Raw genomic sequence first — 14,793 nt, 5'->3', positions numbered from 1 at the left:
ATGAATGCGTTTTGAGAAGATGAAAACTAAAATAGAAATCGGATGTCATATTGTAGAAACAGATATAGTGTGATATACTATATACTGAAAATCAGCGATCGCTGAAATAAATTCACAGATGAGAGATTTTGTATAAATCATAAGGGTGTAAAATGGCTGTAAGTTATAAAAAGCTATGGAAACTGCTAATTGACCATGATATGAAAAAGAAAGATTTGTGTATGGCTGCCGGAATTAGCCATGCATCAATGGCAAAACTTGGGAAAAATGAAAATGTCACTACCGATGTTCTGGTGAAAATATGCACAGCATTACACTGTGACATTGGAGATATTATGGAATTGGTTCCTGAGACGCAGCAGTAAAGGAGGTGTGAGTATATGGCAGAATTAGCACTTAAAGAAGAAATCCTTCCAAAAGCAAAACCTATTTTGAAATGGGCCGGTGGAAAAACGCAAATGTTAGGCGATCTGCTTCCTAAAGTTCCGCGTTCATATGGCCGTTATATAGAACCATTCTTCGGTGGTGGGGCAATGTTTTTTGCTCTTGAGCCTGAGAACGCTATCATTGCAGATAGCAATCCGGAACTGATCAACATGTATCGACAAATTGCAAACAATGTTGAAGAAGTAATTGAATATTTGCAACAGTATAAAAATACAAGTGAAATGTTCTATGAGGTGCGTGGTTTGGAATGGACCACTTTGCCAAAAGCGGAGGCAGCGGCGCGGACGATTTTTTTGAACAGAACATGCTTTAATGGTCTTTACCGTGTTAATAAGCAAGGCAAATTTAATGTGCCTTATGGAAAATATAAGAATCCAAAGATTTGTGATGAAGAAAATCTTAGAGCAGCATCAAAAGTGTTGAAAAATGCTGAAATCTTATGTGGAGATTATTTGCTGATCTTGGAACATTATGCACAACCGGGAGACTTTGTTTTTTTAGATCCACCGTATTTGCCTATATCCGAATATTCCGATTTTAAGCGGTATACAAAAGAACAGTTTTACGAAGAAGATCATGTGGAACTGGCAAAAATGGTTATGACATTGCATGAACGGGGATGTTATGTCATTTTGACAAATTCTAACCATCCGTTGGTGCATGAACTGTATGCACCATTTACCATTGATGTGGTGCAGACAAAAAGGCACATTTCATGCAATGGAAAGACCAGAAAAGGTGAGGATGTTATTGTTACGGTTCCGCCTAAGCAACAAACTTTGATTAGATTGGCACCGAAGCCATTACCGGAGCAAGTGTCACTATACCCGCCAACGAGATTTATGGGGTCAAAGAGTAAACTACTCTCTGAAATATGGTCCGTTGCCTCACAGTTTGAGGTTGATACGGTAGTAGACTTGTTTTCTGGATCTGGCATTGTGGGTTATATGTTTAAGACACAAGGCAAAGCTGTTATTAGTAACGACTATATGACAATGTCGGCAACATTTACCAAAGCGATGGTTGAAAACAATAATGTCACATTGCCTATGAGCGAGGCAAAGAAGCTACTAGAAAAGAAAAAGGAGTCGGATCATTTTGTTGAAACTACTTTTGAGGGACTTTATTATTCTGACGAAGAAAATGTTCTAATTGATACATTGCGTACTAATATTGCCTCAATTCGTGATCCGTACAAACATGCTATTGCAATGAGTGCGTTAATCAGAGCGTGTACAAAGAAACGACCGCGAGGAATTTTTACGTACACCGGGCATCGATACGATGACGGAAGAAAAGATTTACAAAAATCTCTTTCGCAGCAGTTTTTAGAGGCGGTTGAAGCAGTAAATCGTGCAGTTTTTGATAACGGCAAAAGAAATAGCTCAAAAAATGGGGATGCAATGGATTTGCGGGTGGATCATGCAGACATGGTGTATATCGATCCGCCGTATTACTCGCCGCTTTCTGATAATGAGTATGTGCGGCGCTATCACTTTGTAGAAGGCTTGGCACGAGATTGGAAAGGCGTAGAGATCCAAGAGCATACGCAAACAAAAAAATTCAAATCGTATCCGACACCATTTTCTACAAGAAAAGGCGCTGCGGATGCGTTTGATAAACTCTTTAAGAAATTTGCCAATAGCATCCTGATTGTATCTTATTCGTCAAACAGTTTGCCTACACAGGATGAAATGGTGGCAATCATGGCTAAGTATAAAGAACATGTTGAAGTGATTCCAATAGATTATAGATACTCATTCGGAAATCAAAATGAGGCGAAAACACACAGAAATTCTGTTCAAGAATATCTGTTTGTTGGATACTGATTGAAGGTGTGATATGAAAGAGCAGATCGATATCTGGTTGGTAGGCAATACAGGTTTGCGCAATCCCAATCGTATTCAAGATGGTTTCAAAGTTTTTGCAGGTTCTCCATTTGTAGGCAATCTCCATGGAAAAGATAATGAGATCGGCTTTATGAATCTTTTGAATGAAAAAGGTATTATTCAAAATGAAGAAGGCAAAGATGAATCAGGAAGCCATGCAAGAAAATGGAGATTGATGTTTGCCAAAAACGGATTTATTTATCCACAGATAAAGAAGAAAGATGGAATGCAAGAGGATCTTGGCCCGGTGGATAACATTACGCCATTTGGGAGAATGTTCCTAAAAGCAGATACCTATGCAGCAGTACAAGAATGCTATTTGCGAGCAATGAGCGTAGAACAGTTTCCAATGCCGGATGGAAAGCGCTATTTCTCACCGTTAAGATGGCTGCTTGCGATTATGCTTGAGCTTGAAAAGCGTACAGGTTCATCTGAACTTAGCAGAATAGAATTTGCACTATGGGGGCATACAACAAATCCGAGCTATAATCTTTCGGAAGTTGTCGATCATATTCTTGATCTTAGAAGACGCAGATCTGTTGCTACTGCGAAACGCACTTTTGATCGAAAAGAAATTGTTGAACGCGGAAAATATTATGACAAAAAGTCTGACAATTTCTTGGATTACAGTGACATGAATATGCGTTATCTTCGCATTTCAGGCGTTCTCCAGCGTAAAGGGCGTGGGCTGATTATTGTACCTGCAAAACACGTATTGGCGGAAAAATTAGCAAAGAGTACGGCCAGTGCAGAAGTGCTTATTGAACAGTATAAGATACTTTGCAAAGGTGCGCCGCTTCCAACAGACGATATTACAATAGCACGAACAATTTTGGATGACCTTATCAAACAGATGAAAGATCGGCATATTGTGTTTGATATTTCGGATTTGCCATTAACCACACCCACAGAGGTTAATATAGCAAGGCAACGACTGGAAAGTATCCTTGCACAAACCGATGAAATTCAATATGCAGCTGATCAATGCAACCAGTGGAAAGAAATTTCTGATTATATGGAATTGCTCATTAAGGGCGGTGGTAAAACCGTTTATGATGAGGATAGTGCTATTGAAGTACCAAAAGATGAAACGCCAGTCTATCTTGAATGGACACTATGGCGCGCTGCACTTGCAATTGATCATATGTTGAACAAACCTTATGAGGTTAGAGGATTTAAGCTGGATTCTGACTTTATGCCGGTTTCTGCTGCGGGAGGCGGTCGAGGTGATCTTTATTGTGAATTTAATGATTTTACAATTTTGACAGAGGTTACGATGTCTACTTCGTCACGCCAAGAGGCTATGGAAGGTGAGCCGGTCAGACGCCATGTATCAGATGCTGTTTTGAAGTACAATAAGCCGGTATATGGTATGTTTATTGCCATTAAGATTGACACTAATACGGCGGAGACGTTCCGCCATGGCATTTGGTATGCAAAAGGGGATGTAAAGCAGCGGCTTGATATCGTTCCGCTGACATTGGAACAGTTTAAGAGCTACTTTGTGGCAATGTTTGAAAAACAACAGGCTAAACCGGAGCATCTGCGTGATCTAATTTTGGAATGCGAAACGAAGAGAGATGTTTTGAATGCACCAGATTGGAAACAGTATATCAATGCAGTTGTGATGCAAAGGGAACAAGAAATTCGAGCAAAGAAAATGAATATAAAATCCCACATGGCACCAGTTGTTTCAGCAGGGGCAATTGTTAAGCATATTGCTTTTGGCAATGGCCAAGTCGTTGGAATAGAGGCATCATTTCCGGAAAAATATAAGGGAACCATAAAGATACCATATCTGGTTGGATTGCCGGATGAAATCTCTATGGATCCTAATGGGAAGACATTACATCATATGCGTTTTGGCAAAGGTGAAATTTATGCCTATATAGTTGTCTTTGAAAAGATGATTATGGAAATATCCTATCCAAAATTCTTTTTGGACGGAACAATCAATGTCGAATGAGCGTGATATGAAAGTGAAAATAGCGATCAAGGGAGGAAACTGTTAGTGAATTATATAGCGGATTTTCAAGCAAGAACAGATTTGACTGAACGGTATGGAAATAACGCATTACTGCTCTATGCTCTACAGCTTAGATTTGAAATTACAGATATTATATCTGTGGCAAGCGATGCATTAACTGATGGTGGCGATGATAAAAAGTGTGATTTAATCTATATCGATCCAGATACAGGCGTGGCAGTAATTGCACAAGGTTATATGAAGCAAAGTCCAGCAGAAACGGATTTGGCTCCATCTAATAAGGCAAGTGATCTAAATACAGCTGCGGCGTGGGTGTTTACGCAAAATCCGGAAGATGTTCCAGAACGGATTCGAGAGCAAGTGCAATCAATACAATCAGCCATTGAGAATAACTCCGTGAGTGCTATTTATTTCTGGTATGTACATAACCTAAATGAACGGAATGGCTCTCAAGTCAAAGAGGAGTTAGGGGCGGTGCAAGCGACAGCAAGGACACTTCTAAAAACTCTTTATCCTCAAAATGATGTTGAATTGTTTGCGATTGAGGTTGGAAATGAAACGATTGAAAAGTGGTATAATGCGTCCAGTAAACGAATCTCGATAACAGATAGACTTGAAGTGGACACACCTCTTGTTGGCTACGAACTTGTTGAAGAAAAGTGGAAAGCATATGTCACAGCTGTCTCGGCAAAATGGCTACAGCAAAAGTATATTACATATAAGGATGACATTTTTTCTGGAAATCCGCGAACATATCTTGGATCAGGCAAGAAAAAGAATAAAATCAACTTAGGCATTAAAGAAACCATCGATCAACAACCGAAAAATTTTTGGACATATAACAATGGAATAACAGCACTAGTAAATAATTATGAAATTACGAAGAAAGAAGGAAAAGAAAACTTATCAATCGATGGAATTACGATTATTAATGGGGCTCAAACAACAGGAGCAATTAGCAGTGTGGAAACGCTAAAAGATGCGTGGGTACCAATTCGCTTTATTGTTTGCAATGATGCACAAATTATTGACGATATAATCAATAATAACAACAAACAGAATGAGATATTGCCATCTGATTTGCGGAGCAATGATAAAACACAAAATAGGCTAAGAGAAGAATTTAAGCCGTATACGGGGCTCTACTACAGTGGCGGCCGAAGGGGCGATGTTAGACCTTCGCGCAGCAAAGAAATTTTGGATCCTTACGTTGTAGCACAAGCGCTTTTGGCATTTCATGGAGACTGCGTTACGGCATACAACTCAAAAAACGAGTTGTGGAGTAATGACCATTTATATAGTGTGATATTCCCAGAAAACTTGACTGCCGAACATATAATTTTCACATATGCACTTTCCAGAGCAATTGATAATTATAAATTAGAACTTCAAAAAAAGGGCGATAATCGAACGGACAATGAAGAAAGGCAGCATAAGTATTTATCCAAGCGTGGTTCTAAAATGCTCCTACTTTATGCGATTTCCAAATGTATGGAAGTTATTGTCGGAAGAAAGGTGCATGATAGCTGGGCATTTTCGTTCAAGAATAATACAGATTTTGATGAATTAGCAAACCTATGGAATAGCGTTATTAAAGCGATCCTTCCGGTTGCGTGTGCACCGCTAGAAGAAGCGCTAAAAGATGGATTGAAAAATAAGGAATTGGCTGAAAAGGCATCAAATACGGTAAGTGGTCTTTTGACTTCAGTACAGGATATGCTGCAAGGACAACTTCGCCCGTTTGTTGGAGCGGCAAATGTGTAGGAAAATGTAGAAGTCCTCCCGAAGTAAAAATGAGCCTTGCCGTCTTTGCTTGTTGCCCACAGCCCTGAGCTGCCATGGGTAAGAAGCACAAAAGAAGCAAGGCACATAGTCGATTTTTGTTACAAGTGCGGCTATTTTGTCAAAAGACTTGCAAAACTTACGATTTTGTGTTATTATTTCAATCCGAAAACGCAAAGACTGAAATATCAATAACACATCATCTGCGCCGCATAAGTTCAGCAAGCGCTGATTACCCGCTGCGCAGCGAAAGCCTTATCCCACAGCAAAACTGGCGCTGGTCCTTGTGGGCCGGCGCCTTTTCTATAGCAAAAAGGAGAACCCATGGCCTTATCCGTAAAAACGAAAGAGCATATCCGCCGCTGGGCGGCGCGGGTGCTGCCCAAGTGGGGCGCACTGGCGTGCGGGGGCGCCGCATTGGCGGCGGCCATCGCGTTTACCGGCACGGCGCTGCACTTTACCACCGTCAACGACACCCACGGCGGCAGCGTGCGCATCCTGACGGCATCCACCGACTTGGACACCGTGCTGGAGCAGGCCGACACCCCGCAGCTGCGGGAGCATGACCGCGCCGTCTGGACGCACACCGACGACGGTGAACAGCTCGACGTTCTGCGCGCTTACACCGTGCCCATCACGGCGGATGGCACCACGCAGGAGATCATCACCACCGGGGCAACGACGGCGGAATTGCTGGCCCAGGCCGGGCTGGCCTGGACCGAGGACGATATCCTGAGCAGCGGCCCCGACGAGATCACCCCCGAGGGCGGCAGTATCACACTGCAGCGGGTCAGCTATGTGGAGTACACCCAGGACGAGGTCATCCCCGCTGCGGTGGAGGATATCCCCACCAGCCTGTTCTACCGCAAGCAGGACAAGACGATGACCCTGCAGGAGGGCGTGGACGGCCTGGACACCGTGACCTACCGCGAGACCTGGATCGACGGCCAGTGGACAGCCACCGATGAAATCGACCGTGTGACCCAGGCTGGCATGGTGCCCACCATGGAGAAGGTCTACGGCGAGGGCGCGCCTGTGTCGCAGTTCGTTGGGCCGGAGATCGTGGACGGCGTCCCCGCTGAAGGTGTGGCTGAGGCCTACACGAACCAGCGTTCCACCGGCTACTCGGCATCGGAAACGGCCAAAGGTGCCAGCGGCCGCCGCCTGACCTACGGTACGGTGGCCATCAATCCCAACATCATTCCTTACGGCTCGCTGATGTACATTACCAGCGCCGACGGCAAGTTCGTCTACGGCTATGCCTACGCCGCCGACACCGGCACGGCCATGATGGCAGGCTCGGCCTTCATCGATCTGTACTACGAGACCTATGACGAGTCCGTGATGAGTGCGGTCATCCCGGTGAACGTCTACGTGCTGGACGACGAGACCGCCGCCAAGTACAAAGAGCAGAACGATGCGATCCTCGCGGCTGACACGGTGGTCGGCAGATAAAGCAGCAGACAAAAAATAACAGGGTCGTGAACCGCTGCGGTTCACGACCCTGTTATTGTACAATTTTACTTCGTGCCGAAAATACGGTCGCCGGCGTCGCCCAGGCCGGGGACGATGTAGCCGTTGTCGTTCAGCTTCTCGTCCAGGGCACCGACATAGATGTCTACATCGGGGTGGGCCTCATGCAGGGCCTTCAGGCCCTGGGGCGCGGCCACCAGGCCGATGAACTTAATGTGCTTGGCACCGCGCTTTTTGATCTGGCCGATGGCGTCACAGGCACTGCCGCCGGTGGCCAGCATCGGGTCCAGAACAAAGACCTCGCGCTCGTTGATGTCGTTGGGCAGCTTGCAGTAGTACTCGACCGGCTCCAGCGTCTCCTCGTTGCGGTACATACCGATGTGGCCGACCTTGGCGGCGGGGATCAGGTTCAGCATACCGTCCACCATGCCCAGGCCTGCGCGCAGGATGGGCACCAGGGCCAGCTTACGGCCGGCCAGGACCTTGGTGCGGGCCAGGGCAACGGGGGTCTCGACCTCGACTTCCTCGGTGGGCAGGTCGCGGGTGGCCTCATAGCAGAGCAGCATCGCGATCTCGCTTACCAGGTCACGGAACTCCTTGGTGCCGGTGTTGCGGTCGCGCAGCAGGCTGATTTTGTGCTGGATCAGGGGATGGTCAACAATTTCAACAACGCTCATGGTATGATCTCCTTGCAATTCAAAAATATTCAGCCTGCCGTGCAGGCAACGAAACTTAGTGATTTTCCAGTGCCATCATCTTGTCGATGCGCTGCTGGTGGCGGCCGCCCTCGAACGCAGCGTTCAGGAAAGCGTCCACGATCTGGCAGGCCAGTCCCGCACCCACCACGCGGCCGCCCAGGCACAGGGCGTTGGCGTTGTTGTGGCGGCGGGTGAACTCCGCGCTGAAGGTGTCGCTGCAGCAGCAGGCACGGATGCCCTGCATCTTGTTGGCGCACATCGACATACCCACGCCGGTGCCGCAGCACAGGATGACCAGCGCACAGCTGCCGTCCTGTACGGCCTTGCAGCCCTTGGCGGCATAGTCGGGGTAGTCCACGCTGGCGGTGGAGTCGGTGCCAAAGTCGGTGTAGGCAATGCCCAGCTCGTTCAGGTGTGCCTTGATGGCCTCTTTCAGCTCATAGCCGCCGTGGTCGGCAGCCAGTGCGATCGGTTTGTCAAACTTCATTTTGTTTCCCCTCTGTTTTTTCACGTTCCGCGCGCTCCCGCTCGGCCTGGCTCAGCCGGTGGTAATCCGGCAGCAGGGCGGCGGGGGGCACACATTCGCCCTTTTCCCACATGGCCTTAGAGGCCAGCGCTACGCCCGCACCGCGCAGAACCTGCAGCGGCTGCGGCACAGCGGCCACGCCCGGAACGCTCTTATATGTATTGTAACACAAAGTTGCGCCGTCGCCAACAAAAAACAAAGGTTTTTTACAGCTTTGTACAAAATTTTCCAGCGCAGTGACCGGCTCGGCGGCGTCTGGGGTCAGGCGGTCATGACTGGCAAGGTCAAACGCGCCCCAATACACCTGCCCGCGGCGGGCGTCCTGTGCGCCGATGACGGTGCCTTCGCCCGAAAGGCCGTAGGCCAGTGCGGCCATCGTGGAGACGCCCGCGCAGGGGATCTGTTTGGGCAGGGCCAGCCCCTTGACGACGGCCAGCCCGATGCGCAGCCCGGTAAAGCTGCCGGGGCCGTTGGTCACACCCAGCACGTCCAAATCGTCCACGGTCAGGCCGCAGGCTTTCAGCGCGGTATCGATCATGGGCAGCAGTGTCTCACTGTGGGTCAGGCCGTTGTTGCACTGGGCCTCGTACAGCAGGGTATCGTCCCGCAGCACCGCCACAGCCGCCGTTTTGCCGGCGGTGTCCAAAGCCAATAAATTCATTGAAATCACCTATTTATCATTCAATCGTAATCTTCCGCGTCGTCTCATCCACACGCTCAATGTGGATTTTGATGGGATTTTCCAGCGCCAGCAACTCCGTGCAGTTCTCGCTCCACTCGCAGGCAACGACGGCTCCCATGTCGAGGTAGTCATAGAACCCGGCGGCGGCCAGGTCGTTTTCGGTGTGGATGCGGTACAAGTCAAAATGTGCGAACGGCCGCGGGCCGCGGTAGTAGTTGACAATGGCAAATGTCGGGCTGGATACCGGGTCGGTGCAGCCCAAGCCCTCGGCCAGGCCCTGGCAGAAGGCGGTCTTGCCCGCGCCCAGGCCCCCGGTGAACGCGATCAGCGCCCCCGACGGCAGCGTCTTGGCAAAATCCCGCCCGGCGGCGACGGTTTCTTCCCGCGAATGGGTCGTAAATTCCTGCATAGGCAAACTCCCTGCCTGCGGCCGAATAGAACAGTGGCCGCACTCGTATATATTATAGTACACAAAAACCGATTTGTAAAATTTAATCTGTAACTTGGCAAAAACCGTCGAAATGCGGTATAATACAAATACTATCAGGGGAAGGAGTCCGCCCATGTATCCGCTTATCCGCCGGTATCTGCGCCGGGTCGATGTGTTCTATCTGCTGCTCTGCGCGGCGTGCTCGGCGCTCAGCGTCGTGGTGCTGGTGTCCATCGGCCAGACGCAGCTGGGATCCAACAACAAGGCGTCGGTGCAGCTTATCGCCAGCCTGCTGGGGCTGATGCTGGCGGTGGTGTTCTCCACTGCGGATTACCACGCGCTGGCCCGGGCCTGGCCGCTGCATGCCGTGGTGGCCTGGGGGCTGGTGCTGCCCACCCTGTTTTTGCACAACGTCAATACGGGACTTGTCACGATCGGGTACGACGCGGGCGGCACCTCCAATTACAGCTGGTACCGCGTCGGCGGCATGACGTTCCAACCCGCCGAGCTGGCAAAAATCAGCTTTATTTTGACATTGGCGCTGCATTTGAGCAACGTGCGCGGCCAGGTCAATAAGCCGAAAAATTTGTTGCTGCTCCTGCTGCACATCGGGCTGCCTGCGGCGGCCATCCATGTACAGGGCGACGACGGCACGGCACTGGTGTTTTTAGGGATAGGCCTCGTCATGCTCTTTGCGGGCGGGCTGTCCCACTGGCTGGTGGCGGGCGGCCTGGCGGCGGGGGCTGTGGGCGGTGCGGCGCTGCTGGTGCTGCGGCCCGGCATTTTAAAAGGCTACCAGTTCAAGCGCATTCTGGCCGTGCTTACGCCCGACGACCCCGCGCTGGCGGACATCACCTACCAGCAGAACAAGGGTGCCATGGCCATCGGAACCGGCGGGCTGACTGGGCAGGGGCTGTTTTCCGGTGAACACATCTTTGTGCCCAACGCCTGGAACGATTTTATCTTTGCGTACCTCGCCAACGTGCTGGGCTTTATCGGTGCGGCGGTGGTGCTGTTGCTGTTGCTGGCGCTCTGCCTGCGCACGCTGCAAACCGGTCTGCGCTGCCCTGACGCGCTGGGGTGCAATATCTGCGTGGGCATTTTTGCGGCGCTGTTTTTGCAGTGTGTCATCAACCTGGGCATGAATTTGCAGGTGCTGCCGGTCATCGGCGTGACGCTGCCGTTCTTCTCGGCGGGCGGGTCCAGCGTCGTGATGATGTATCTCTGCGTCGGCATTGTGCTGAGCGTCGGCATGAACACCCGCCGCAGCAAGCTGGATATGCAGCGGATCATATAAGTAAAACGGGAGCGGCGGAAAGCTGCTCCCGTTTTTATCATTCTGCGGTTTTGGGGTCGGGCATGAACAGCCCGGGGATCAGGCAGACCGCCGACGCACCGACGATGATGAACACGGTGCGGGACAGCCAGCTCATGCTGCCGCCCAACAGCCACCCCACAGCGTTAAAGCCCCAGATGCCGTAGATGCCCCAGTTGATGCCGCCGATAATGGCCAGCAAAAGTAAAAGTTTTTTGAAACAAGACATGGATGATACCCTCCTTTGTGGGAGAGTATGTGCGGGGATGTGGGAGTTTATGCGCGGCTGAAGCGGGACCCGCGACTTACCGCCGCATCCCTTTCACGGTTCATCCGCAGGGAAAAAGCCTGCCCCTCTCGCGGGGCGTCGAGGACGCCGCCCTCTACATTCCTTGTCGTAAACCTTCCGCCTATTTGTAGGGGCCGCATACAGGCGGCCCGCCAACCTTAACGCCATATCCGGCTTACGCATCGCCACTCTGTAGGGGCCGGGCATGCCCGGCCCGCAGTTTTGCCATAAGTACCCGCTTATCCTTACAAACTGGAATTTCACTTACTTAGATAATGGCAATGTCAATTTTCCTGATAATAAAAAATACAGCAGAAGTAAACCAACTATAATTAGAATACCGCCAACCACTTTAATGCCAATTCGATTAACCTTGTTATTTTTTATAATTTTATTTGCAAAAACCAATAGTAGCGCACCAACTACTATAATAAAAACAGATATTAACGGATACATGAGTTTTCTCCTTTCAAATTCCGATTTTGCGATTACATAATCTGGGAGTTGTCTGTTATTAAATACCTGCGGCAAATTCTTCTATTAAACTGTTTATCAATTCCGGTTTATCTGTATTAGAATTATGTCCAGCTCCTTCAATCCACTTCAAAGGAATTTTGCTCTTTTGGTGCCATGCTTTGTTATACCTTATACATGAACCAGCATGGTCTTGAGTTCCACATATTAACAGAGATGGGCACTTCAGTTCATATGGCAGATTCTTTTCCATTGCCTCTGCCAAAATACGAAAACCATGCCCAGCAATTTGCGCATAACGCTTTTGGTCACCATCATAGACCAGCATCATTTCACGCATTAGATTTCTGCCATAATCAGACGTGGCAACTCCTTCCGTCCCCGATTTCAAAAGCAATTTCCACGGATAATGAGCATATACTGGTTCCATTCGCTTCAGAAGCCAGAGTTCAACCGCAGTCACATAGTTTCGTTGCAACGGTGCAGAGTCAATGGAGACAAAACCTGTTAATCGGTTTGGATAGAGCTGTGCATAAGCCTGCCCAACATATCCGCCCATAGACTGCCCAACAATGACCGGTTTGGCAATTTTATCTTGATTTAAAATATCGTTCAGCCATTTTGCCTTATCGAACAAATCGAAATCAAACCGAAACGGCCATGAAGCGGCGTGTGCCGGTGCATCCCATACCACAACATTATACTTCTCCTTGAAATGTTGAATCTGCTTATCAAACAATCTATGATCGGCAGTCAATCCGGGCAGAAAAACAAGGGTAATTTCATCCGGGTGTGAAACGTTTGTCCAATAGTGGATTGTTCCGCAAGGAGTCTGATATGTTTTTTCTTCCATTAATTTTCTCTCCAAAACTTCCGATTTGTCCTCCTAATCATATCACAAAAAGCGCCCATGCCAAAACCCGGCATGGGCGCTGCCTTTACTGCTTTAGTTTTTCAGTGCCTGCATCGGGGCGGGGATGCGGCCGCCGCGGTGGATCATGACCGCAGGGCTGAACTTGCTGATGGGCATGATGGGCGCGTGGCCCAGCAGGCCGCCAAAGTCCAGCACATCGCCGGCCTTGTGGCCGATGGCGGGGATGACGCGCACCGCCGTCGTCTTGCTGTTCACCATGCCGATGGCAGCTTCATCCGCAATCAGGGCACTGATGACCTCGGCGGTGGTATCGCCGGGGATGACCACCATGTCGATACCGACCGAGCAGACCGCCGTCATGGCTTCGAGCTTTTCCAGCGTCAGGCTGCCGCAGTTGGCGGCGTTGATCATGCCGTCGTCCTCCGACACCGGGATGAACGCGCCGGACAGGCCGCCGACATGGTTGGACGCCATGACGCCGCCCTTCTTGACCGCGTCGTTCAGCAGGGCCAGGCAGGCCGTGGTGCCGCAGCAGCCGCAGCTTTCCAGGCCCATCTCTTCCAGAATGTTCGCAACGCTGTCGCCGATGGCGGGCGTCGGGGCCAGCGACAGGTCGATGATGCCCGCAGGCACGCCGAGACGCTCGCTGGCGAGGTTTGCCACCAGCTGGCCCAAGCGGGTAATTTTGAACGCCGTGCGCTTGACCAGCTCGGCCACCTCGTCCATCGGGGCGTCCTTCGGCAGCTTGGCCAGCGCGGCACGCACCGCACCGGGGCCGGAAACGCCGACGTGGATCTCGCAGTCCGGCTCGCCCGCGCCGTGGAACGCGCCCGCCATGAAGGGGTTGTCCTCAGGCGCATTGCAGAACACGACGAGTTTTGCGTCGCCCATGCACATATTGTCCTTGGTCAGCTCGGCGGTCTCGCGCACGACCTGGCCCATCAGTTTGACGGCGTCCATATTGATGCCGGACTTGGTGGAGCCGATATTGACGCTGGAACATACAATATCGGTCTCGGCCAGCGCACGGGGGATAGCCTCGATCAGGCGCTTGTCGCCCGCCGAAAAGCCCTTGTGTACCAGCGCGCCGAAGCCGCCGATGAAGTTGACCCCCACGGCCTTGGCCGCGCGGTCCAGCGCCTTGGCGTACTGCACCGGGTCGGCATCAGGCGCAGCGCCCAGCAACATGGCAATCGGCGTGACGCTGATGCGCTTGTTGACGATAGGGATGCCGTACTCGGCGCTGATGCCGTCCACGACCGGGACGAGATTGCCCGCCAGACGGACGATCTTGTTGTAGATCTTTTCGCAGGCTTTGTCGCCGTCCGGGTCGATGCAGTCCAACAGACTGATGCCCATGGTGACGGTGCGCACATCGAGATTTTCTGCGGTGAGCATCTCGATGGTTTCCATAATGTCGCGGCTGTTGATGATTCTCATACTGCCGCCCCCTTAAATGGTGTGCATGGCGTCAAAGACTTCCTGGCGGGTCACAGTGACCTGCATCTTCATCTCTTTGCCCAGCTCGGCGAAGCGGTCGCGCACAGCGGCGGCCTCGGCGGTCGATTTGCTCAGATCCACCAGCATGATCATGCAGAACATCTCCTGCATGATGGACTGGGAGACGTCCTCAATGTTGATATTCAGCTCGGCACACACCGCGCTGACCTTGGCAACGACACCCACGGTGTCCCGCCCAATGACCGTGATAACTGCTTTCATAGTATGACCCCCTCAAAATGTCCGGTGATAAACGGAATACTGCCATTATAACAAAATTCTGCAAAAGAGTAAAGAATTTAACGAAAAGTGATACTTTTTCAAATGGGCGAACAGCCAACAAGCTGCCGCTTTGCAGGGGCCGCACAGGTGTGGCCCGCAACTGTACGGCGGACATCCGCTTGCCTTTCACGCGCGGGCCGGCCAT

General features: G+C 50.4%; 15 protein-coding genes. 6 read left to right on the top strand and 9 right to left on the bottom strand.

Translation table 11 applies throughout. The features are described from left to right. The first annotated feature begins 152 nt into the window (after positions 1 to 152). From GPK89_RS15845 to GPK89_RS15825, 5 genes are all read left to right on the top strand, one after another. Positions 153 to 365: a helix-turn-helix domain-containing protein gene (locus GPK89_RS15845; protein WP_176858031.1), complete on the top strand. Its 213-nt coding sequence runs from the start codon at positions 153 to 155 to the stop codon at positions 363 to 365. A 15-nt stretch (positions 366 to 380) separates the two neighbouring features. Further along, positions 381 to 2,276 (top strand): Dam family site-specific DNA-(adenine-N6)-methyltransferase, encoded by a 1,896-nt coding sequence (locus GPK89_RS15840; protein ID WP_215694639.1) that lies wholly within the window; start codon positions 381 to 383, stop codon positions 2,274 to 2,276. A 13-nt stretch (positions 2,277 to 2,289) separates the two neighbouring features. Next, complete coding sequence (locus tag GPK89_RS15835; RefSeq protein WP_215694637.1) at positions 2,290 to 4,302, top strand: AlwI family type II restriction endonuclease; 2,013 nt, start codon at positions 2,290 to 2,292, stop codon at positions 4,300 to 4,302. A 45-nt stretch (positions 4,303 to 4,347) separates the two neighbouring features. Further along, positions 4,348 to 6,087 carry an AIPR family protein gene (locus tag GPK89_RS15830; RefSeq protein ID WP_215694635.1) on the top strand — a complete coding sequence of 580 codons (1,740 nt, stop codon included), beginning with the start codon at positions 4,348 to 4,350 and terminating at the stop codon, positions 6,085 to 6,087. Between the two features lie 342 nt (positions 6,088 to 6,429). Beyond that, complete coding sequence (locus GPK89_RS15825; protein WP_215694633.1) at positions 6,430 to 7,560, top strand: 3D domain-containing protein; 1,131 nt, start codon at positions 6,430 to 6,432, stop codon at positions 7,558 to 7,560. A gap of 65 nt (positions 7,561 to 7,625) precedes the next feature. Here the strand turns inward: GPK89_RS15825 and upp are convergent, their stop codons facing one another. Genes upp through tsaE form a run of 4 tightly spaced genes read right to left on the bottom strand, consistent with a single transcriptional unit; the run spans position 7,626 to position 9,893 of the window. Then, positions 7,626 to 8,255 (bottom strand): uracil phosphoribosyltransferase, encoded by a 630-nt coding sequence (gene upp / locus GPK89_RS15820; RefSeq protein WP_147610596.1) that lies wholly within the window; start codon positions 8,253 to 8,255, stop codon positions 7,626 to 7,628. 55 nt (positions 8,256 to 8,310) lie between these two features. Then, the gene (gene rpiB, locus GPK89_RS15815; protein WP_215694631.1) at positions 8,311 to 8,763 is read right to left on the bottom strand and encodes a ribose 5-phosphate isomerase B; all 453 of its coding nucleotides are present in this window, start codon (positions 8,761 to 8,763) and stop codon (positions 8,311 to 8,313) included. After that, positions 8,753 to 9,463 (bottom strand): tRNA (adenosine(37)-N6)-threonylcarbamoyltransferase complex dimerization subunit type 1 TsaB, encoded by a 711-nt coding sequence (gene tsaB / locus GPK89_RS15810; protein WP_215694629.1) that lies wholly within the window; start codon positions 9,461 to 9,463, stop codon positions 8,753 to 8,755. The genes rpiB and tsaB overlap by 11 nt, the downstream gene beginning before the upstream one ends. A 16-nt stretch (positions 9,464 to 9,479) precedes the next feature. After that, the gene (gene tsaE / locus GPK89_RS15805) at positions 9,480 to 9,893 is read right to left on the bottom strand and encodes a tRNA (adenosine(37)-N6)-threonylcarbamoyltransferase complex ATPase subunit type 1 TsaE (protein ID WP_215694627.1); all 414 of its coding nucleotides are present in this window, start codon (positions 9,891 to 9,893) and stop codon (positions 9,480 to 9,482) included. A gap of 154 nt (positions 9,894 to 10,047) precedes the next feature. Between tsaE and GPK89_RS15800 the strand changes: the two genes are divergently transcribed. Then, positions 10,048 to 11,211 carry an FtsW/RodA/SpoVE family cell cycle protein gene (locus GPK89_RS15800; protein WP_215694625.1) on the top strand — a complete coding sequence of 388 codons (1,164 nt, stop codon included), beginning with the start codon at positions 10,048 to 10,050 and terminating at the stop codon, positions 11,209 to 11,211. A 37-nt stretch (positions 11,212 to 11,248) separates the two neighbouring features. On the opposite strand, the gene GPK89_RS15795 is transcribed toward GPK89_RS15800, so the two are convergent. The 5 genes from GPK89_RS15795 to GPK89_RS15775 all read right to left on the bottom strand — a co-directional run bounded on the left by GPK89_RS15795 (position 11,249) and on the right by GPK89_RS15775 (position 14,588). Then, positions 11,249 to 11,458 carry a DUF378 domain-containing protein gene (locus GPK89_RS15795; protein ID WP_215694624.1) on the bottom strand — a complete coding sequence of 70 codons (210 nt, stop codon included), beginning with the start codon at positions 11,456 to 11,458 and terminating at the stop codon, positions 11,249 to 11,251. A gap of 324 nt (positions 11,459 to 11,782) precedes the next feature. Continuing rightward, positions 11,783 to 11,974 carry a hypothetical protein gene (locus GPK89_RS15790; protein ID WP_016147249.1) on the bottom strand — a complete coding sequence of 64 codons (192 nt, stop codon included), beginning with the start codon at positions 11,972 to 11,974 and terminating at the stop codon, positions 11,783 to 11,785. Positions 11,975 to 12,032: 58 nt separating this feature from the next. Then, positions 12,033 to 12,845 (bottom strand): alpha/beta fold hydrolase, encoded by an 813-nt coding sequence (locus GPK89_RS15785; protein WP_215694622.1) that lies wholly within the window; start codon positions 12,843 to 12,845, stop codon positions 12,033 to 12,035. Between the two features lie 93 nt (positions 12,846 to 12,938). After that, positions 12,939 to 14,306 (bottom strand): PFL family protein, encoded by a 1,368-nt coding sequence (locus GPK89_RS15780; protein ID WP_215694620.1) that lies wholly within the window; start codon positions 14,304 to 14,306, stop codon positions 12,939 to 12,941. Positions 14,307 to 14,318: 12 nt separating this feature from the next. Further along, complete coding sequence (locus GPK89_RS15775) at positions 14,319 to 14,588, bottom strand: ACT domain-containing protein (protein ID WP_215694618.1); 270 nt, start codon at positions 14,586 to 14,588, stop codon at positions 14,319 to 14,321. Positions 14,589 to 14,793 lie beyond the last annotated feature (205 nt).

Origin of the sequence: Gemmiger formicilis (genome assembly GCF_018784445.1) — a bacterium.
GTDB lineage: Bacteria > Bacillota > Clostridia > Oscillospirales > Ruminococcaceae > Gemmiger.
This window is presented reverse-complemented; position numbering and strand designations above follow the sequence as displayed.

What these genes read in the sequence shown, in the direction of transcription:
- GPK89_RS15785 (WP_215694622.1), bottom strand. Translation starts at nt 12,845, where the DNA reads ATGGAAGAAAAAACATATCAGACTCCTTGCGGAACAATCCACTATTGG.
- GPK89_RS15790 (WP_016147249.1), bottom strand. Translation starts at nt 11,974, where the DNA reads ATGTATCCGTTAATATCTGTTTTTATTATAGTAGTTGGTGCGCTACTA.
- GPK89_RS15780 (WP_215694620.1), bottom strand. Translation starts at nt 14,306, where the DNA reads ATGAGAATCATCAACAGCCGCGACATTATGGAAACCATCGAGATGCTC.
- GPK89_RS15795 (WP_215694624.1), bottom strand. Translation starts at nt 11,458, where the DNA reads ATGTCTTGTTTCAAAAAACTTTTACTTTTGCTGGCCATTATCGGCGGC.
- GPK89_RS15845 (WP_176858031.1), top strand. Translation starts at nt 153, where the DNA reads ATGGCTGTAAGTTATAAAAAGCTATGGAAACTGCTAATTGACCATGAT.
- GPK89_RS15840 (WP_215694639.1), top strand. Translation starts at nt 381, where the DNA reads ATGGCAGAATTAGCACTTAAAGAAGAAATCCTTCCAAAAGCAAAACCT.
- tsaE (WP_215694627.1), bottom strand. Translation starts at nt 9,893, where the DNA reads ATGCAGGAATTTACGACCCATTCGCGGGAAGAAACCGTCGCCGCCGGG.
- GPK89_RS15800 (WP_215694625.1), top strand. Translation starts at nt 10,048, where the DNA reads ATGTATCCGCTTATCCGCCGGTATCTGCGCCGGGTCGATGTGTTCTAT.
- GPK89_RS15835 (WP_215694637.1), top strand. Translation starts at nt 2,290, where the DNA reads ATGAAAGAGCAGATCGATATCTGGTTGGTAGGCAATACAGGTTTGCGC.
- GPK89_RS15775 (WP_215694618.1), bottom strand. Translation starts at nt 14,588, where the DNA reads ATGAAAGCAGTTATCACGGTCATTGGGCGGGACACCGTGGGTGTCGTT.
- upp (WP_147610596.1), bottom strand. Translation starts at nt 8,255, where the DNA reads ATGAGCGTTGTTGAAATTGTTGACCATCCCCTGATCCAGCACAAAATC.
- tsaB (WP_215694629.1), bottom strand. Translation starts at nt 9,463, where the DNA reads ATGAATTTATTGGCTTTGGACACCGCCGGCAAAACGGCGGCTGTGGCG.
- rpiB (WP_215694631.1), bottom strand. Translation starts at nt 8,763, where the DNA reads ATGAAGTTTGACAAACCGATCGCACTGGCTGCCGACCACGGCGGCTAT.
- GPK89_RS15825 (WP_215694633.1), top strand. Translation starts at nt 6,430, where the DNA reads ATGGCCTTATCCGTAAAAACGAAAGAGCATATCCGCCGCTGGGCGGCG.